Origin of the sequence: Clostridium simiarum, from assembly GCF_018919175.1 — a bacterium.
Classification (GTDB): Bacteria; Bacillota; Clostridia; order Clostridiales; family Clostridiaceae; genus Clostridium_L; species Clostridium_L simiarum.
This window is the reverse complement of record NZ_JAHLQL010000001.1, coordinates 1,091,677-1,111,325: the sequence shown is the minus strand read 5'-3', so window position 1 is coordinate 1,111,325 and position 19,649 is coordinate 1,091,677. Positions and strand designations below refer to the sequence as shown.

Below are 19,649 nucleotides of genomic sequence, written 5' to 3'. Positions count from 1 at the left end.
TACATATTATGCCGTATTACATTATAATTACAGTATAATATTTATATAAAGCAAAAAATAAATTTAATCATATTGTAAAATTTATAGAGAAATATAATATTAAAGAACCTAGGAGGAGTGTTATGAAAATACTTTGTGGAACAACTAATCCTGCAAAGCTAGAATTCATGAGAGACATGCTTTGTGGCTTAGATATAGAGATTATAGGGTTAAATGATATGAAGTTAACAATAGATCCAATTGACGAAAATGGTAATAATCCTATGGATAATGCTAAAATTAAGGCTTTAGCATATTATAAGGCAGCTAAAATACCTGTATTTTCTTGTGATTCAGGTCTATACATAGATGGTTTAGAAAATGAAAATCAGCCAGGAGTTTATGTTAGAAGAGTTAAAGGAAAAGTATTAAATGATGAAGAGATGATAGAATATTACACTGGTGTAGCTTCCAAATTAGGAGGAAAGGCTAAGGGTAAGTATAAAAATGCAATATGCCTTGTGATTGATGAAAAAAATATTTTTGAATATGATGGTGATGATATAGCATCAGGAAGTTTTCTAATAGCATCTAAGGCTCATAATAAGAGGAATATTGGATTTCCACTAGATTCTATTTCTTTAGATATAGAAACCGGCAAGTATTGTATGGATATGGAATGTCACGAAAAACAAAAGGATGAAAATAGAATGAAGAAGGCATATAGAGCGTTTTTTAGTAGCGCTATTTTAAAATAAAGGAAATTAATCAACCAGAAGATAAAAATAATAAATTATCATATTAACCACTCTACTACTTTTTTAGAACCCTATATCTAAGCTAAGAAAGGGTAGAGTATTGCCTATAATAAAACTCCACGTAAACTTAAGGATTACTTTATAACACCACATAGTAAACATATGTTGCTTACTATTAACAAGATACTTATATAAGGAGTTGTATACATGAATTATGTAGAAGAATTAAGAAAAATAGTTGGTCACAGACCACTTATTTTGGTAGGTTCAGTAGTTTTAATTATAGATGAAAAGAAAAGAATACTATTACAAAAGAGAAAAACAACACATTATGGTGCATGGGGTTTACCAGGGGGATTAATGGAACTTGGAGAATCAACAGAGGAGACAGCCAAGAGAGAAATTTTTGAGGAAACCGGATTAACAGTTGGAAAGTTAAATCTTATAGATGTATTTTCCGGGGCAGATAACTTTTTAAAGCTTTCTAATGGGGATGAGTTTTATTCTGTTACTATAGCATATTACACAGAAAATATAAGTGGAGATATTAAGATGGACGAGATGGAATCTTTGGAACTTAAATTTATTAGCTTGGATGAACTTCCTAAAAATATGGTAAAGAGCCATAGAAAAATTATAGATAGTTTTTTAAGTAAAAGGAGGGTTTAATAATATGAAGATTTATATTAGTGCAGATATTGAGGGCATAACAGGTGTTACAAGTTGGAGTGAAACGGAAAAGGGTCACGGTGACTTTGAAGATTTTGCAAAACAAATGACAAGAGAGGTAAAAGCAGCTTGTGAGGGGGCTTTTGAAACAGGTGCTACAGAAGTTTATGTGAAAGATGCACATGATAGTGCAACAAATATTGATATTAATGAACTACCGGAATATGTCATGCTACAGCGTGGGTGGGCAGGAGATCCTATGTGTATGGTAAGTGGATTGGATAGTAGTTTCGATGCTGCTTTATTTATTGGCTACCACTCAAGAGCGGGAAGTGGAGATAGCCCCTTAGCTCATACACTTGATACGAGTATAGATTATATAAAAATTAACGGAATGTATGCAAGTGAATTTTTAATTAATGCTTATTCTGCTGCCCTGCATGGCGTACCAGTAGTTTTTGTAAGTGGAGATAAAGGGCTTACAAAAGAAGTGCAAGAAGTTAATTCCAAGATTGCTACACTTTCTGTAAAAGAAGGAATAGGAAAAAGCACTGTAAGCATGCATCCTAAAAAATCTATTAATGAGATAAAATCTATAGTAAAAGCTACATTAAAATCAGATTACACTTTGTGTCAAATTACCTTGCCAGAAACCTTTCATGTAGAAGTGGCCTATAAAGAACATGAAATGGCTTATAGAAATTCATTTTACCCAGGAGTCAATCTTATTACTCCTAAATCTATTTCTTATAGTACTGATAATTATTATGAAGTGCTGAGGATGTTTCATTTTCTTACATAAGTAAGGGTGAGATGTACTATATGTATATCTTCACATAGTAAAATAGTTTAGTTTATGATTCCATATATAAATTCCTTTAATAAAGTATTAGGGATAGCTTTGAATCCGTATAAAGCTATCCCTAAAATCCATTTTAATAAACTGTATTTTCAAAATCAAGTTGCTGTTAACTAATCCTTTAGAATATGAGAGAATTTAAGAAATAAGCAGGATTTGGTGGAATTTTAAAAGCCACCTGAAACGTAGAAATCTCTATAAATCCATCTTTCTATCCATAAGATAAGAATTAAAAATAAATAACCCTATAACTAAAACTACATAAAAAATTGCAGAAGCAATATTTATATACAAATAAGGTGTAAGAACATTATTTGATGTAGTAATATTAACATAGCCTGAGTTTAAATCTACCATATTTATAATTTTACCTGTGGGCAACTCTAGTCCCTGTGGAAATGACTTTATTAGTAATAGATTTAAAAATCCAACTGCTGAATTTAATAAGATAAATATTACAAAGCTTATGCCACCTAACCTTCTATTTCTAAGAGCTACCTTACTTAAGGTTATAGCTAGAAATATAGAAAGAATTAAATATACTATTCCCATAAAAATGGAAATCAAAAGCACACTATCAAATAAATTTATTGATAAACTTACAGATGCATCAAAACCTTTTATAAATATAATCGCTACAAAAGATAAACAACCTATCCCTATTATTACTAGCCATATAAAGCTTAATAGAAACTTACCCCATAGAATACTCCTTCCCTTTAAAGGAAGGGTAAAGGTTAAATATCCTCTATCCTCTGAAAAATCTTGTTTATATAAATGAATAACATATATAAAAGTTGTCAAGATTGCTCCAATGCAAGTTAGTATAGCCAATGATGAAATTCCAACATTACTCCAAACACCTATCCTACTGTATAAAATAGGACACCATAAGATCATAAGTATTAATAAGCCTAAAGGGAGTTTATAGCTTCCTTTTAATTCGTATTTTAGATATTTAAACATATTATACACCCCAATCAAATTTCTATATTATATTTACAAGATGGATTATTCACCAAAGACCTCTCTATAAAGTTCATCTATAGACTTACCTCTTTTTTCTCTAAGTTCTTCAGCATTTCCTGAAAGAATTATTTTTCCTTCAGATATAAAGGATACTTGGTCAAAAATTCTTTCAATATCACGTACAAGGTGAGTGGTAATAATCATAGAACTATTTTTATTATAATTATTGATTATAGCATCTAAAATCTTTTCTCTTGCTACGGGATCAACTCCAGCTATAGGCTCATCTAGTACATAAAGCTTTGCTTTTCTTGAAAGAACAAGAGTAAGATTAAGTTTTTCGCTCATTCCCTTTGATAGAGATGTAACCTTGGCATTTTTATCAAGTTTCATAAAATCTAGAAGCTCATAGGCCTTTACTTCATCAAAGTCTTTATAAAAGTCTTTTAAAAGCTGTATTGAGTCACTTACCTTCATCCATTTATATAGATAGTTTTTGTCTGGAAGATAAGAAATTATAGATTTTGTAGCTACCCCTGGTCTATGTCCATTTATTAAAATATCACCGCTAGACTGTCTTAAGATCCCTGTTAAGATTTTAATAAAAGTTGTTTTACCACTACCATTTGGACCTAATAAACCTAAAACTTGTCCTTGGGGTATCTCTAGGCTTAAACCATCTAGAGCCTTTTTAGTAAAATAAGATTTACTTAAGTTTTTAACTTCAACGATATTCTCCATATTATTCTTCCCCCTTATTAGTTTCTTCTGAAACTATATTTATTATATCCTTACCCTTAAAGCCCAAGTCTTTCATTTCTCTTAAAAATCTATCAATAACTTCTTTGGCCATATCTTTTTTTAGGGTAAATATAGCATCCTTATTTTCTGTAACAAAGGTTCCAGTACCTCTTTGAGTGTATGTTAATCCTTCTCTTTCAAGTTCTTGGTAACTTCTTTGAATAGTATTAGGATTAACTTTTAATTCTGAAGATAAATCTCTTACAGATGGCAATTTATCACCTCCACAGATTTCACCTAAAATTATTTTTTTCTTGATGTAATTAATAATCTGAGTATAGATTGGAAGTTTATCATCAAATATAAAGTCCAAAATCACACCTCCATTTTATAAGTTTTATAAGTTAAAGTATATTGAAAATCCTACTTCTATAAAACACATGAATGTACTAGTGTTATATTTACATAGTACACTCATACATTAATACTGTCAATGAAAAATTCAAAATTTATGGAAATAATTTTTGTAGAAGTACTTTTTACAATAGTTAGCTAAAAAAATAATTAGAATCAATTCTGTATTTTTAAGAAAATAGATAAAAGTCCATAGAAACTTAATAATTAAGTAGAGACGTAAGAGCAGTATTTATAAAATGCATGAAAGTTATTTTTAAACTTAGGAAAAATATTGTAGAAATTAATGAAAGATTAATGAATACACTTTTAAAGCTAGTGGCTGTGCCGATAATAGAGAATATAAAAGATAAGAACTTAGAAACAGAAAAAATAGTGGAAATAATAAGAGGAATACCTTATTAAAAAATAATAAGGATAATTTTAATATGGTAGAGGTTAAGTGACAAATTTTAAAAAGAAGTTTTATAAGTGTATTATTATGTAGTTCTGTAATCTTTAAAATAAAGAGAACTTTCTAATAATAGATTAAGCTATTAACTTTACATGACATAATACGATAATATACTTACAATAAATTCAGGTTAAAGTTATTTAGAAAGGAGAGATTTAAATGTTTAAGTCTAAAAGTGTCAGAAGAACAACATTGTTCATAATGCTTCCACCAATAATAATTTCTATGATAGTACTAACATTATTGGGCTATCAAGTTTCAAGAAATATAATAAACAATCAGATAGAAGACAAAATGAAGGCACAAATGAATGGAACTATAGAAAATATTGAAAAGTCATTAAGTAAAAATAAAAAGATAGCTGAAACTTTATCAAAAACTATTGAATTTTCAGCAGATGTTTTGCAAAAAAATAATTATGAGGAGTTTGTAAAAAGTTTTGTTTCTTTAAATGAAGAGACTTATGGTGTAGGTATATGGTTTGAGCCTTACAAATATAAACAAGATACGAAGTTTTTTGGTCCCTATGCCTTTAGAGATAATGGTAAGGTTATTTATACAGATGACTATAGTAATGAAGAAGCTAACTATGTAAAAAATGATTGGTACAAAATTGCTATAAGTACGGATAAGAGTGCAGTATGGTCAGAGCCTTATATTGATGAGGTAACCAAAATATCCATGGTAACAACTACATCACCTTTTTATGATGGAACGGGGAAACTATTAGGAGTTACCACTGCTGACATAGATTTGACGAGCCTTCAAAACATGATAAAAAATATAAAGGTTGGAGAAACTGGAAGGGCCTTTTTAGTAGATAAAGATGGAACATATTTAGCAGATATAGATAGTAATAAACTTATGAAGGTAAAAATTACTGAGGATAATGGTTCAGGCCTTATAGACATAAGTGTTGATTTATTACAAAATAAGAAGGGAAATAAAATCTATAATGATGTTAATGGAAAAAATAAGATATTATATTCTGAGGTTCCAGAAACAGGTTGGATAGTAGCAATTACAATTCCAGAAAAAGAGTTATATGAACCAATAAAGTCACTTATGCTAAAGATGGTGGTTACATGTTTAATTGCACTAATTTTAGTTATAACTATGATAATTCTTTATGCTAAATATATAACCGGTTCCATAAGTAAGGTCAATGATCTTGTAGTTACCATATCAGAAGGAGATTTAACTAAGAGTCTGGCAGTAAAATCTAAAGATGAGTTAGGGCAAATGGGGCATAGACTAAATAGTATGATAGAAAGGCTTAAAAGAATAATCTCAAGTATATCAGAAGGATTAGAACAAGTGGTAGCTACTTCTGAAGAACTTACAGCAAGTGCGGATCAAACTGGAGAAGCGGCAGAAAATATAGCTAATTCTATAGAGCAAGTGGCTTCAGGAAGCGATAGGCAGGCAAATATATCACTAGAAGCTACTAGGGCTGCAGAAGAAGTATATGGTAGTATAGAAAAGGTTTCTGATAGTTTGGATTTAGCAGTTGAAAGTTCAAAAGAGGCATTCAATAAAGCAAACCAAGGAAATGAAGTTGTAAGTCATGCAATTAGCAAAATGAGAATTATAAATGAAAAGGTTGATTTTTCTGCTAAACTTATAAATGAATTAAGTGAAGACTCTATAAAGATAGCTAGCATAGTAGATATGATTAAATCTATAGCAGAAAAAACCAACTTGTTAGCACTTAATGCTGCCATAGAAGCTGCAAGAGCAGGAGAACAAGGAAAAGGATTTGCGGTAGTTGCAGAAGAAGTAAGAAAATTGGCAGAGCAATCATCAAGTGCCACTGAAAATATTAGTGGTCTTTTAGGGGGAATAGAAAATAAAATACAAGAAGCTGTAAAGTCTATGAATGATGGAAATGAATCTAGCAAAGAAGGAATAGAATCTATTGAAAATACAGGAGTAGCCTTTGAACATATACTAAAGGATGTAGATAGGGTTAATGGACAGATAAATGATATAGCAAGTGTGATGATAAACATAAAAGATAATACTCAAACTATGGTGAAATCTATAGATAATATTTCTGATATAAGTACAGAGTCAGCTAGTGACACGCAAACTGTAGCTGCTTCAGCTGAAGAACAGGCAGCTCTTATGAGAGAAGTTTCAAATGCAGCAAAGGATTTATCAACTATGGCTTTTGAACTTCAAAATGAAATAAATATGTTTAAAATGTAATAAAACAAAGCTATATATATAAATATAAGAAAAAGCACTTCAACATGAAGTGCTTTTTCTTATTAAATAACAGTTATAAATATTTGAACCTATATGGATTTGAAAAGTGTATCTGTAATTTTAATTTAAGGGTATTAAAGATACTCAAATTTTAATAAATTGTAAAATATGCTAAAAATCAGTTGATATTAATCCTGTAATAAAATAGAATTAGCTCATGGTTCATTTTTTGAACGCAAGTGGGGTGGCAAAAAATAAATAACCAAACCATTTTAAAAGCTATGGGAATAAATATTAAAAGTAAAGGGTGAGGGGTATGAAAAAGGTATATGTTGCAATGAGTGCTGATTTAATTCATCATGGGCATTTAAATGTAATTGAAACAGCAAGAAATTTAGGGGAAGTTATAGTTGGCTTACATACAGATGAAGTAATATCTGAGTATTGGAGAAACCCATTTTTAGATTATGAAGAAAGAAAAAAGATAATAGAAAATATTAAAGGAGTATCAAAGGTTATTCCTCAAGATACATTAGATCAAGTTCCGAACCTATTAAGAGAAAGACCTGATTATGTGGTACATGGTGATGATTGGAAGGAAGGATTACAGAAAAACCTAAGGGATAGGGTAATAAATACATTAGCTGAATGGCAAGGAGAACTTATAGAGATTAAGTATACAGAAGGAGTCTCTATATCTAAGCTAGATAATGCTATAAGTCAATTAGGGACAACTCCTCAAGTAAGAATGAAGAAGTTAAGAAAACTTCTATCTACCAAAGGTTATGCTAGAATCATGGAAGCTCATAATGGATTAACTGGACTTATAGTAGAAAAAACTAAAATAGAACAAAATGGTAAGATAAAAGAGTTTGATGGAATGTGGATAAGCTCCTTATGTGATTCTACTGCAAAAGGAAAACCTGATATTGAGCTTGTAGATCTCACTTCTAGATTAAATACAATTAATGATATCTTAGAAGTAACTACTAAGCCTATAATCTTAGATGGTGACACTGGGGGAAAAATTGAACATTTTATATATACAGTGAAAACTTTAGAAAGGTTGGGAGTATCCGCTATAATCATTGAAGATAAGGTTGGATTAAAGAAAAACTCCCTTTTTGGAACAGATGTTGCTCAAAGTCAGGATTCTATTGCTCATTTTTGTGAAAAAATACAAGCAGGAAAAAAAGCAAGAGTTACAAATGATTTTATGATAATAGCTAGAATTGAAAGCTTGATACTAAATGCTGGTATGGAAGATGCCATAGATAGAGCAAAAGCCTATATAGAAGCAGGAGCTGATGGAATAATGATTCATAGTAAACATAAAGATGGAAGTGAAATATTAGAATTCTGTTCACTATATAAAGGTTTAGATAAAAAAGTTCCTTTAGTAGTTGTACCTACATCTTATGCTCACATATCTGAAAGAGAATTGAAGGACGCTGGAGCTAGTATAATAATATATGCAAACCATCTTATAAGAAGTGCCTATCCAGCTATGATGAAAACTGCTAAAAGTATATTAGAGCATGAGAGAGCTTTAGAAACTAATGAATATTGTATGCCAATAAAAGAAATTTTAACTTTAATTCCTGGAGGAAAGTAAAAATGATAGATACTGAGAAGTTTTGTATGAGGTTAAAAGAGAAGGAAATAGACTTTTTTGCAGGGGTACCAGATTCTTTACTAAAGGATTTTTGTTCATACATTAAAGATAATATAGACTGTAAAAAGAATATAATTGCGGCTAATGAAGGTAATGCTATAGCTATATCATCAGGCTATCATTTATCTACAGGAAAAATCCCTTTAGTTTATATGCAAAATTCTGGACAAGGAAATACCATAAACCCACTGGCATCATTAAATGATCCTTTAGTATATAGTATACCTGTCTTATTAATGATAGGATGGAGAGGTGAACCAGGGAAAAAAGATGAGCCTCAGCATAAAAAGCAAGGTATAGTGACTTTAAAACTTTTAGAGGCTTTAGATATTGAGTATAGTGTATTAACAGAAAATGATGATTTCAATGTGGCAGAGAAAAAATTAGAAAAAGCCTTAGAACATATGAGGAAATATAAGAAACCTTATGCTTTAGTTGTAAGTAAAAACACCTTTTCACCATATAAATTAAAAAGTGAAGTAAGAACCAATTTTGAAATGAATAGAGAAGAGGCAATTAAGGAAATAATACAGGCTTTAGATGATGAAGATATAGTTGTATCTACTACAGGAATGGCTTCTAGGGAATTATTTGAGATAAGAGAGTTTATGAATAAAGGTCATGAAAAGGACTTTTTAACTGTAGGATCTATGGGGCATGCATCTCAAATAGCCTTAGGAATTGCACTATCAAAACCTAATAGGAATGTATATTGCTTAGATGGAGATGGAGCACTTTTGATGCATTTAGGTGGACTTGCTATCATAGGGTCACAGGAAGTTGGAAACTTTAAACATATAGTTATTAATAATGGAGCACATGATTCTGTTGGAGGACAACCAACAGTAGGATTTAATATAGATATTATATCTATTGCTAAAGCTTGTGGTTATAGGGGAGCTTACACTGCTTCAAGTTATGATGAATTAAAATTGGGACTTAAACAGCTTATGAATTCTAAAGGACCAGCATTACTGGAAGTTAAGGTTAACAAGGGAGCTAGAAAAGATTTAGGAAGACCTACCACATCTCCTATAGAAAATAAAGAAGCATTTATGAATTTTTTGTCTAAATGAATAATTGGAGGTTAACATACTATGGAGATAAAAAGAAATGTATTATTAAATCCGGGACCGGCAACCACGACAGATACTGTAAAGCTTGCTCAAGTAGTTCCGGATATATGTCCAAGGGAAGAGGAATTTGGGGCAGTTATGGAATTTATATCAAAGGGATTAACTGAATTTGTGGGAAGTTTACAGGAATATACCACAGTGTTATTTGGTGGTTCAGGAACTGCTGCTGTAGAAGCCATGATAAGCTCAGTAGTAGGAGAAGGAACTTTAGTTATTATAAACAATGGGGCATATGGAAAGAGAATGTGTGAAATAGCAGAAGCTTATGATATTAGCTTTATTGAATTTAAAAGTTCTAATGTTGAAGCTATTAATCTGTCAAAGCTTGAAGAGATTATTAAAAACCAAGGAGGAAAGGTTACTCATTTAGCTGTAGTTCATCACGAAACCACTACGGGCTTATTAAATGATATTAAAAGCTTAGGAGAGCTTTGCAGACAGCAAGGTATAGAAATGCTAGTTGATGCTATGAGTTCATATGCAGGAATTCCCATAGATATGAAAGATATGAATATAAGTTATTTGGCATCTAGTTCAAATAAATGTATTCAGGGCATGGCTGGAATAAGTTTTGTAGTTGCAAATATAAGGAGTCTTATAAACATAAAAAATAATAAGCCTAGAAATTTATATTTAAATTTATATAAGCAATATGAATATTTTATTAAAAATTACCAAATGAGATTTACTCCTCCAGTACAAGTGCTTTATGCTCTAAAGCAAGCTATAGTGGAAACACAAAAAGAAACTATTGAAGAAAGACATAAAAGGTATGTAAAAAGTTGTGATACTTTATTAGAAGGATTAGATAGGCTAAACCTTACTTACTTGGTTAAACCAGAATGTCATTCAAAACTTATAACAAGTATAATAGAACCAGAAAATCCTAAGTATAATTTTGATGATATGCATGATTATTTATATGATAGGGGATTTACTATATATCCTGGAAAGATATCTTCTGCCAACACTTTTAGAATAGCTAATATCGGGCAAATTGATTATAAAGATATGGAAAATTTTATAAAGGCCTTGGAAGAATACTTAAATAGAAAAACATGCTAGATATTGATATAGCTTTATTGATGTTTGATGAAATAGTTTTATAAAATTGATATAATATAATTAAATGTTATAGAAATAGTTGTCTAATTTTAGCATTAGAATTAAAAGGAGTTGTATAAAGCTATGATTAAAATATCAAATATCAATAATATTCATGAGGATTTCGCAGCAGATTTTTTAGGGAAAGCTAGTACTCTGTATTTAGGTAAAGCAGCAGGTAGTGAAAAGTTTTATATAAATATTGATAGAATAGTACCTGGCTATAAAAGCACAAAATATCATAGTCACACAAAACAGGAAGAATTCTTTTTAATCCTTAATGGAGAAGGAACCTTAAGAATAGATGATAAGGAGTATTTAATAAAAAAGGGAGACTTTGTTTCTAAACCTGCAGGAAAGAACATAGCACATCAATTTATAAATACTGGAAACGAAGTGTTGGAAATACTTGATATTGGAAGTAAAGAACAAGGTGACATTGCATACTATCCAGATGAAGAGGTTTTTTATTTAAGTGATCAGGAATTAGTTTTTAATAAAAATCACAACTTAGATCAGTGGGATTCTGAACCAAATAAATAGTTAAATTTAAAGAATTCATAGTAAAGAGCATCTAACTTTAAGATTAGATGCTCTTTATTGTGTCAAAAGCAAAAAAACTATTTACTGCGATCTTTACTATTAGGATGAGAACTTATTTTTACTCCATTTTTTATTCCTACATCATCAAAGCCTTTGGGGAACATTTTTCTAAGTTCTGCATTAGTTTTATTATCTCTTTTTATATGCCCTTTGTTATTATCCAAACTTATCACTCCTATCATTGATTATTCACAGAAATAATAGTGAGTACTTTTTTATGTTTCTTATAAAATTAGTTTTTCATAATAAATTTTTATTATTCTAACTTATAATAAGTTTTTTATTCCAAAAGAGTTATAGTACTTTAAATTAAATATTAAAATTCTCTAATAAGTTAAGTCCTAGAGTTTTTAAAATAGAATTTAAGTGATAATTTATATCAAATGATATAAATTACTATTTACTTTTTAGAAAATAATATTTATTATATAATATAGATTTAATAATATTTAAATTAACAATTGTTTTATTAAATTATGAAATTGCAATTCATAATGTTTTTAGAAAGGACAATAATTATGGAAAATAGAAAAGACTATAGAGTATTGCTTTATTATAAATTTGTACACATAGAAGATGTAGAAGAGTTTTCAAAGGAACATCTTAACCTATGTAAGGATCTAGGACTTAAAGGACGTATATTAGTAGCTCATGAGGGTATAAATGGAACAGTTTCAGGAGATATAGAGTCTACTAATGAATATATTAAAGTTATGCATGAAGATGAAAGATTTAAAGATATGGTGTTTAAAATAGATGAAGTTTACGAAAATGCTTTTAAAAAGATTTTTGTAAGACTTAGAAAAAGTATAATAACTTTAAATGAAGAAAATGAAGTAGATCCCAATGAAAAAACAGGTAAATATTTAAAACCTGAAGAATTTTATGAGGCTCTTCAAGATGAGAATGTTATAGTAGTAGATGGAAGAAATGATTATGAATATGAAATAGGACATTTTAAAAATGCTATAAGACCAGATGTAAAGGCATTTAAGGAATTTCCAAAGTGGATAGATGAAAATTTAAGTTCCTATAAAGATAAAAAAATAATCACTTATTGTACTGGTGGAATAAGGTGTGAAAAGCTAACAGGAGTATTATTGAATAAGGGATTTAAAGATGTGGCTCAACTTGAAGGAGGTATAGTAACTTACAGTAAAGACCCTAAAGTTAAAGGTAGATTATTTCATGGAAAATGCTATGTGTTTGATGAAAGGATTTCTGTAAAAATAAATAATACAGACGAAGATATAGTAATATCAAAGTGTAGGCACTGTGGAAAGCCTTGTGACAGATATATAAATTGCGCTAATGATGCTTGTCATGATCAACATATATGTTGTGAACAGTGTGAAGAAGAACATAATGGATTTTGTTCTAATGAGTGCAAGGATTATGTAATTGTGCATCCGGAAAAAAACAGTCACTTAAGAAAAGCAAAATTAAATAAGTTATAGATAGATTAAGCTATATATTGTATACTTATATATGTTTTTAAAATATATGTTAAGGAGGACAAGGGTTATGACAAGAGCTTTAGGTACAACAGCAAGGGGAATTAGAGCTCCAATTATAAAAGAGGGAGATTATCTTCCAAATATAGTAGTAGATTCTCTTTTAAGTGCAGTGGAAAGTGAAGGTTTTACTTTAAATGATAAGGATGTTGTAGCAGTAACAGAGTCATTGGTGGCAAGGGCACAAGGAAACTATGTAACACTTGAGGATATTGCTGAAGATATTAATAGAAAGTTTGAAGGGGATATAGCCCTTATGTTTCCTATATTAAGCAGAAATAGATTTTCAGTAATATTAAAAGCCTTAGCTCTAACTGGAAAGAAAATTCATTTATTTTTAAGCTATCCTTCAGATGAAGTTGGAAATCATTTAATGGATATAGATAAAATGGACGAATTAGATGTAAATCCTTATAAAGATCTACTAACAGAGGAAAAATACAGAGAACTCTTTGGTGAAAATGTAGAGCATACATTTACAGGTATTGATTATGTAAAGATGTATAAAGAAATATCAGAAAATATAAGCATATATCTTGCAAATGATCCAAGAGAAGCTCTGAAGTATACTAAGGAAATTCTAGTTGCAAATATCCATGAAAGACATAGAACAAAGAGAATACTTAAAAATGCGGGAGCAAAAACTGTTTACGGATTAGATGATATTTTAACAGAATCTATAAATGGTAGTGGATATAATTCTGATTATGGTCTTTTAGGATCTAATAAAGCAACAGATGATAAGGTAAAGCTATTTCCAAGAGATTCTAGAGAGTTTGTAATGAAGGTACAAGAAATAATTAAGGAAAAAACAGGCAAGAATCTTGAAGTAATGGTTTATGGTGATGGTGCTTTTAAAGATCCTATAGGAAAGATATGGGAGCTTGCAGATCCAGTAGTATCTCCAGGCTTTACAGATGGACTTTTAGGTACCCCTAATGAAATTAAGCTAAAATATATAGCAGATAATGATCTTAAAGACATGACTTCATCAGAAATGGTTGAGAAAATGAAAGAAAAGATTAATGAAAAAGGTAACAAAGCTGTAGCTGGAAATGAAGCTCTTGGAACTACACCAAGACAAATAACAGATCTTTTAGGTAGCTTATGTGACTTAATAAGTGGTAGCGGTGATAAAGGTACTCCTATAGTTTTAGTACAAGGATATTTTGATAATTACGCTACAGAATAATCAAAGAAGAGCATTTAACTTTTAAGTTAGATGCTTTTTTAATATAATAATTAAATAACACTATAAAAGGTTAACCATAGAGAACTTTATTGTTCAATAAAAAAGTTAAATAATATTTGACAGAATAGATATATTATGATAGCATATTTAATAATTTAGAAATAAATTCTATGAAGAGAAAAAGTAAGTTGTGAAATCTGTTCCAAAGAGAGTTGGTAAGCGCTGAAAGCCAATGTACAGATCATATCCGAAAATCGTCTCAGAGAAGCAAGACTGAAACTTATATAAGTAAGCCTTGCCGGGAGTCTTCCGTTAAAAGGAACGCGTATGAAAGTGTACGTAGATAAGTGCTATAAATAAACAAATTGCTTATAGCTTTATTTGATTATTTATAGAATTAGGGTGGTAACGCGAGTAAGCTCGTCCCTTTTGGGGACGGGTTTTTTGTTGCGTAAAATTATAATGTATCTCACTAATATGAAATTTTAAATATAAATAGCGCTATATTATATATAAATTAATTAAACTACTTAGACTTGGAGGCAAAACTATGGATAAATTATCAAGAAAAAATATGATATTTGTTAGCTTAATGCTTTTTTCAATGTTTTTTGGTGCAGGAAATCTAATTTTTCCGCCATTTTTAGGACAATCATCTGGTATATTAACTTGGATTTCTATGGCTGGGTTTATTACTTCAGCTATAGGACTACCCATATTAGCAGTAGCCGCTGTTTCTAAAACTGGAGGATTATACAACTTAGCTAAAAAGGTGCATCCCTTTTTTGGCTTTACATTCACAATAATAATATATTTAGCCATTGGACCCTTTTTAGGTATTCCTCGTGCTGGAAGCTTAGCCTTTGAAATGGGGATATATCCTTTTTTATCTGATGGATTAAAGTCAAATGGTTATGTTCTTTTATTATATACTTTAATCTATTTTTCAATAGCATTTTGGCTTAGTCTAACTCCATCAAAATTAGTAGATAGATTTGGAAAAATATTAACACCTATATTGTTAATGCTTATCTCTATTGTATTTATTAGCAGTTTATTTACCCCTGTAGGGAAGTTTAGTATGCCTACAGAGGAATATGCTAAAAATCCTTTCTTTAAGGGTTTTTTAGAAGGGTATATGACAATGGATGCCATAGCTGCATTGAACTTTGGTATTGTAATTGCAGTAACTCTTAAAAGAATGGGAGTTAGAAAGGAAGAGGAAATTGTTTCACACTCTATTAAAGCAGGATTAATAGCTGGATTTTTCCTATTAGTAGTATATGCTATGCTAGCATATTTAGGAGCCGTAAGCCAGGTTAAGTTTGGTGAAGCTACAAATGGGGCAGTGGCATTAACCAATATGGTTTTATACTTATTTGGAAAACCTGGAGCTATACTTTTAGGGGTAATATTTTCATTAGCTTGTTTGACAACATCCGTTGGACTTATTACATCCTGCAGTGAATATTTTACATCATTAAATTCAAAGGTTTCTTATAAAACTTGGGTAATTATATTAAGTGTGTCAAGCATGACTTTGGCAAATATGGGACTAACTAAAATTCTTAAGATATCTGTACCTATTTTAACAGCTATTTATCCAATGGCTATTACGCTTATTTTGCTTTCATTTACTAATAAATTTTTAAAAGATAAATCAAATGTATATTTGTTTAGCATAATATCAGTATCTATAATTAGTGTCACAAAATCTCTCGAACAATTTGGGTTGAAATTAGATTTTATGACCAATTTGTTCAAATATTTACCTTTTTATTCTATAGGCCTTGAATGGATTACGCCTGCTATAACAGGAGCTATTATAGGATTTGTTTTTTCCTCTAATAAAATAGAGGAGATGGAATATGATTCTAATTATGTGTAAACAAAATTAGTTAGATTATTTACCTAAAAAACATCCATACTATTAATGAGTACTTTAATATATTAAAAACTAGGGGTGATAATAGTATGAAGAAAAAGAATAAAAGAGAATGGTCTAAAGAAAATTATTTAGCTAACGGGCATAAAACTCAAAATCAGTGGGCAAAGAATAGACTGCCTACTACTGTAGAAGAGCCTGGAATAAATGACAGTGGAATGGAAGCAAAGAGAAGAGGATATTAGTACTAGATAATATTAATTTTAAAAAGTCGCTAGATAGAAGGTGTTTTAATTACCTTTTATCTAGCACTTTATTTTTTAGGATATATTAGGGTAATAAATTTTACAGGGTGTTTTACAGTAATATTTAAAAGTTTAAGTTAAAACTATGTAAAAGGTTAACCTTGTAAGGAAATTTTAATAATTACAAAGAGGGATTTGTAAGATTTTATTTATATAATTAAAAGGAGATAAAGGAAAAAGGGGATGGTATAATATCTATAGTAGGAAAAGGGGGATAAACATATGGAGCAGTATAACATATTAGTAGTAGATGATGAAAAGGAGATAACAGATGCTATAGAAATTTACCTTAAAAATGAAGGGCTTAAAGTTTTTAAAGCCTATGATGGTATAGAAGCTTTAGATATTTTAAATTGTGAGGAAATCCATTTAATATTAATGGATATAATGATGCCTAAAATGGATGGAATGAGGACAACTATGAAGATCAGAGAGAAAAAGAACATTCCTATAATAATGCTTTCAGCAAAGTCTGAAGATACGGATAAAATTCTTGGACTCAATATGGGAGCTGATGATTACATTACAAAACCTTTTAATCCATTAGAACTTATAGCTAGAGTAAAGTCTCAACTTAGAAGATATGTAAATTTAGGTAATTATAAGGGTACTACAAATGAAATCATAACAGTGGGAAGCCTAAGTTTAAATGAAATTACTAAGGAAGTTTCTGTTGATGGAGAGTTGGTTAAGATAACTCCTTTAGAGTATAAAATATTGAAATTATTAATGACCTACCCAGGTAGGGTTTTTTCTATTGATGAAATTTATGAAAAAGTTTGGAATGAACCTTCTTATAATACGGATACTGTAACGGTTCATATAAGAAGAATAAGAGAAAAAATTGAGATAAATCCAAGTGAACCAAGATATTTGAAGGTGGTGTGGGGAATTGGCTACAAAATTGAAAAGCAGTAAAATATTAAGATTTATAGCTGTTGTTATTTTAACTGCAAGCTTAATTTTATCAGGAATAATTGGGAAAGATCTAGTAAAAAATTATGACAATATAAAAAGAGAAAGTTTTTACGAAACCTATAGATTTAAAAACATTCTTAAGGAACTAAATAATGCATTGATAAATAATTTTACTATTTATAAAGGTGAGGAAGAAATAAAAAACTTAACAGGAGTACCAGAAGCAGAGATTAAAAGAAGGACACAGGAAAACTTAAGGCAATATGAACAAGCGATTAATAATATAGAGGAGCGCTTTAAAGGTGAAATAAGATGGGCTAAAGAGTCTGATGATAAAGAAGAATTAGATTCTCTTTTAAAGTCAAAAGAGAGTGATATAGGAAAAGTTAAAAAAAACATTTTAAAAAGTGAAGATGATATAAAATCCGATATAATAAATGAAAGAATGAGAGAATACAATAATAACTTAAGTGTAATAAATAACCTTTCTAATATAAAGTATGTCATAGTAGATAATGAGGACAATAGAACGAAAACTAATATAGAAGATACATTAAGTGAGGAAGCTATTAATTCACTAAAAGAGAAGAGCGATTTTTACTTAATACTAAAAGGTGGAAATAATAAAAATATAGTTGATAATACAGAGTCAACTTTTACGAAAGAAGAGCTAAAGGTTTTATATGATGGGTATTTTGGTGATGGTTATGGAGAGGAAATTAATAAAAACTTGAGTATTTCTTATTTTATTCCAAAGGATTACTTTTATTATGATAATATTAAAATAGCCAAGTCCCAGTATGAAAGTGTAAAAGAAAGTGTTGCTATAAAATTAACTATCCTTGGAGCTTGTTTTGTATCATCGATTTTATCGTTGATTTATTTAAGAATCTACAGAAAGAATGAAAATGTAGATAAAGGATTTTTAGAGAAGTTATATGGAAAGCTTTGGATCGAAATTCAATTGGGCTTAATATTGTTAGGAGGAACTCTAGTTCTTGTAGCTGCATATCAATCTTTGAGGGAGATAGAAGTCACTATTTTATTAGGAATAGCTATAGTTTTTGAGTATTACTTACTATTCTTTACTTATAAATCTTTCAAAGAAGTAAAAGAAGATCAGTTTAAGGAATGGATAAAGAGAAAAAGTTTAATTTATAAAATAATAAATTTTATAATAAACAAAATGCTTTATAAGATAATAGATTTAATAAAAGGGTCTTTTCTTATAAAATCTACAGGTTTTAAGATAGGTGCATTTTTAATTTTTACCTTTATATTTATGTGTTCCATGGTCTTTTTACATGGTTCCAGCGGCTTTGGAACTTTTGTTTTAATGATATATATATTGACCTATATAGGAGGGGTTACATTATATATCATAAAGTTTGCTACTTATTTGAATAAGATAGTCATTGGAAGCTCTAAGATAGCTAAGGGAGATTTAAACTATACTATTGAAGAACAGGATAAAGGCATATTAAAAACTTTAGCTTATAATATTAACAATATGAAGATTGGACTAAAAAAATCTTTGAATAATGAGATGAAAAGTGAAAGAATGAAAACAGAACTTATAACTAACGTATCCCACGATTTAAAGACGCCATTAACTTCCATAATAAACTATGTGGATTTAATTAAAAATGAGGATTTAACTCCAGAAGAAAGAAATGAGTATATTCAAATTTTAGAAAGAAAATCTCAAAGACTAAAAGTTCTTATAGAAGATTTGTTTGAAGCATCAAAGGCAGCCAGTGGAGAGGTAGAACTTAATATTGAGAGAGTAGATATAGTGGCTTTATTAAAGCAATCCTTAGCAGAATTTGAAGAGAAGATAAAGGTAAGCACTTTAGACTTTAGGGTTAAGGTGCCAGAGGAAAAGCTATATGTAATGGTAGATGGGAAAAAGACATGGAGGATATTAGAAAACCAAATTACTAATATATTAAAATACACTTTAAACAACACAAGAGTTTACATTACTGTTGAAGATATAGAGGATAAGGTGGTTATAACAATGAAAAACATCTCAGCTTTTGAGATAGATTTTCATGAGGAAGAAATATTAGAAAGGTTTAAAAGAGGAGATCAATCTAGAAACACTGAAGGTTCTGGATTGGGGTTAGCTATCTCAAGTAATCTAACAAAACTGCAAGGCGGGGAGTTTAAAGTAAACACCGATGGAGATCTATTTAAAGTTACTATAGAATTTCCTAAAAGTTAATAACTTATAAATTTATATAAAACCATTAATAATTAT

General features: G+C 29.7%; 19 protein-coding genes and 1 other annotated feature. Of the genes, 15 read left to right on the top strand and 4 right to left on the bottom strand.

What is annotated here, in order from left to right; all coding sequences use genetic code 11:
• The first annotated feature begins 122 nt into the window (after window positions 1-122).
• The 3 genes from KQI89_RS05315 to KQI89_RS05305 all read left to right on the top strand — a co-directional run bounded on the left by KQI89_RS05315 (window position 123) and on the right by KQI89_RS05305 (window position 2,208).
• Window positions 123-737 carry a non-canonical purine NTP pyrophosphatase gene (locus KQI89_RS05315; RefSeq protein WP_216456195.1) on the top strand — a complete coding sequence of 205 codons (615 nt, stop codon included), beginning with the start codon at window positions 123-125 and terminating at the stop codon, window positions 735-737.
• A gap of 207 nt (window positions 738-944) precedes the next feature.
• Window positions 945-1,406, top strand: a complete 462-nt coding sequence (locus KQI89_RS05310) for an NUDIX hydrolase (RefSeq protein WP_216456194.1) — start codon at window positions 945-947, stop codon at window positions 1,404-1,406.
• A 4-nt stretch (window positions 1,407-1,410) separates the two neighbouring features.
• The gene (locus tag KQI89_RS05305) at window positions 1,411-2,208 is read left to right on the top strand and encodes a M55 family metallopeptidase (protein WP_216456193.1); all 798 of its coding nucleotides are present in this window, start codon (window positions 1,411-1,413) and stop codon (window positions 2,206-2,208) included.
• A gap of 252 nt (window positions 2,209-2,460) precedes the next feature.
• On the opposite strand, the gene KQI89_RS05300 is transcribed toward KQI89_RS05305, so the two are convergent.
• From KQI89_RS05300 to KQI89_RS05290, 3 genes are read right to left on the bottom strand one after another with little or no spacing between them, the layout of a single operon-like run.
• Window positions 2,461-3,231 carry a hypothetical protein gene (locus tag KQI89_RS05300; RefSeq protein ID WP_216456192.1) on the bottom strand — a complete coding sequence of 257 codons (771 nt, stop codon included), beginning with the start codon at window positions 3,229-3,231 and terminating at the stop codon, window positions 2,461-2,463.
• Window positions 3,232-3,276: 45 nt separating this feature from the next.
• Window positions 3,277-3,975, bottom strand: a complete 699-nt coding sequence (locus KQI89_RS05295) for an ABC transporter ATP-binding protein (protein ID WP_216456191.1) — start codon at window positions 3,973-3,975, stop codon at window positions 3,277-3,279.
• A 1-nt stretch (window position 3,976) separates the two neighbouring features.
• Window positions 3,977-4,348 (bottom strand): GntR family transcriptional regulator, encoded by a 372-nt coding sequence (locus KQI89_RS05290; RefSeq protein WP_216456190.1) that lies wholly within the window; start codon window positions 4,346-4,348, stop codon window positions 3,977-3,979.
• A 284-nt stretch (window positions 4,349-4,632) separates the two neighbouring features.
• Between KQI89_RS05290 and KQI89_RS05285 the strand changes: the two genes are divergently transcribed.
• The 6 genes from KQI89_RS05285 to KQI89_RS05260 all read left to right on the top strand — a co-directional run bounded on the left by KQI89_RS05285 (window position 4,633) and on the right by KQI89_RS05260 (window position 11,512).
• Window positions 4,633-4,794 (top strand): hypothetical protein, encoded by a 162-nt coding sequence (locus KQI89_RS05285; protein WP_216456189.1) that lies wholly within the window; start codon window positions 4,633-4,635, stop codon window positions 4,792-4,794.
• 208 nt (window positions 4,795-5,002) lie between these two features.
• The gene (locus KQI89_RS05280; protein ID WP_216456188.1) at window positions 5,003-7,054 is read left to right on the top strand and encodes a methyl-accepting chemotaxis protein; all 2,052 of its coding nucleotides are present in this window, start codon (window positions 5,003-5,005) and stop codon (window positions 7,052-7,054) included.
• 316 nt (window positions 7,055-7,370) lie between these two features.
• The gene (aepX, locus tag KQI89_RS05275) at window positions 7,371-8,669 is read left to right on the top strand and encodes a phosphoenolpyruvate mutase (protein ID WP_216456187.1); all 1,299 of its coding nucleotides are present in this window, start codon (window positions 7,371-7,373) and stop codon (window positions 8,667-8,669) included.
• A 2-nt stretch (window positions 8,670-8,671) separates the two neighbouring features.
• Entirely contained in the window at window positions 8,672-9,805 is a 1,134-nt protein-coding gene (gene aepY, locus KQI89_RS05270) for a phosphonopyruvate decarboxylase (RefSeq protein WP_216456186.1), read from the top strand.
• Between the two features lie 21 nt (window positions 9,806-9,826).
• The gene (locus KQI89_RS05265; RefSeq protein WP_216456185.1) at window positions 9,827-10,930 is read left to right on the top strand and encodes a 2-aminoethylphosphonate aminotransferase; all 1,104 of its coding nucleotides are present in this window, start codon (window positions 9,827-9,829) and stop codon (window positions 10,928-10,930) included.
• Between the two features lie 123 nt (window positions 10,931-11,053).
• Window positions 11,054-11,512 carry a cupin domain-containing protein gene (locus KQI89_RS05260; RefSeq protein WP_216456184.1) on the top strand — a complete coding sequence of 153 codons (459 nt, stop codon included), beginning with the start codon at window positions 11,054-11,056 and terminating at the stop codon, window positions 11,510-11,512.
• A 77-nt stretch (window positions 11,513-11,589) separates the two neighbouring features.
• Here KQI89_RS05260 and KQI89_RS05255 read toward each other — a convergent pair whose 3' ends face one another.
• Window positions 11,590-11,736: a hypothetical protein gene (locus KQI89_RS05255; RefSeq protein WP_187117385.1), complete on the bottom strand. Its 147-nt coding sequence runs from the start codon at window positions 11,734-11,736 to the stop codon at window positions 11,590-11,592.
• Between the two features lie 354 nt (window positions 11,737-12,090).
• On the opposite strand from KQI89_RS05255, the gene trhO reads away from it, so the two are divergent.
• The 6 genes from trhO (at window position 12,091) to KQI89_RS05225 (ending at window position 19,613) form a co-directional block, all read left to right on the top strand.
• Complete coding sequence (trhO, locus tag KQI89_RS05250; RefSeq protein ID WP_216456183.1) at window positions 12,091-13,029, top strand: oxygen-dependent tRNA uridine(34) hydroxylase TrhO; 939 nt, start codon at window positions 12,091-12,093, stop codon at window positions 13,027-13,029.
• Window positions 13,030-13,096: 67 nt separating this feature from the next.
• The gene (locus tag KQI89_RS05245; protein WP_216456182.1) at window positions 13,097-14,278 is read left to right on the top strand and encodes a coenzyme F420-0:L-glutamate ligase; all 1,182 of its coding nucleotides are present in this window, start codon (window positions 13,097-13,099) and stop codon (window positions 14,276-14,278) included.
• Window positions 14,279-14,439: 161 nt separating this feature from the next.
• Window positions 14,440-14,709, top strand: a binding site (T-box leader).
• A gap of 119 nt (window positions 14,710-14,828) precedes the next feature.
• Complete coding sequence (gene brnQ / locus KQI89_RS05240) at window positions 14,829-16,166, top strand: branched-chain amino acid transport system II carrier protein (RefSeq protein ID WP_216456181.1); 1,338 nt, start codon at window positions 14,829-14,831, stop codon at window positions 16,164-16,166.
• 86 nt (window positions 16,167-16,252) lie between these two features.
• Window positions 16,253-16,408 carry a hypothetical protein gene (locus KQI89_RS05235; RefSeq protein WP_216456180.1) on the top strand — a complete coding sequence of 52 codons (156 nt, stop codon included), beginning with the start codon at window positions 16,253-16,255 and terminating at the stop codon, window positions 16,406-16,408.
• Between the two features lie 282 nt (window positions 16,409-16,690).
• Window positions 16,691-17,386 carry a response regulator transcription factor gene (locus KQI89_RS05230; protein WP_216456179.1) on the top strand — a complete coding sequence of 232 codons (696 nt, stop codon included), beginning with the start codon at window positions 16,691-16,693 and terminating at the stop codon, window positions 17,384-17,386.
• A complete protein-coding gene (locus KQI89_RS05225) occupies window positions 17,361-19,613 on the top strand; it encodes a HAMP domain-containing sensor histidine kinase (protein ID WP_216456178.1) in 2,253 nt (750 codons plus the stop codon). The genes KQI89_RS05230 and KQI89_RS05225 overlap by 26 nt, the downstream gene beginning before the upstream one ends.
• The last annotated feature ends 36 nt before the right edge of the window (window positions 19,614-19,649 follow it).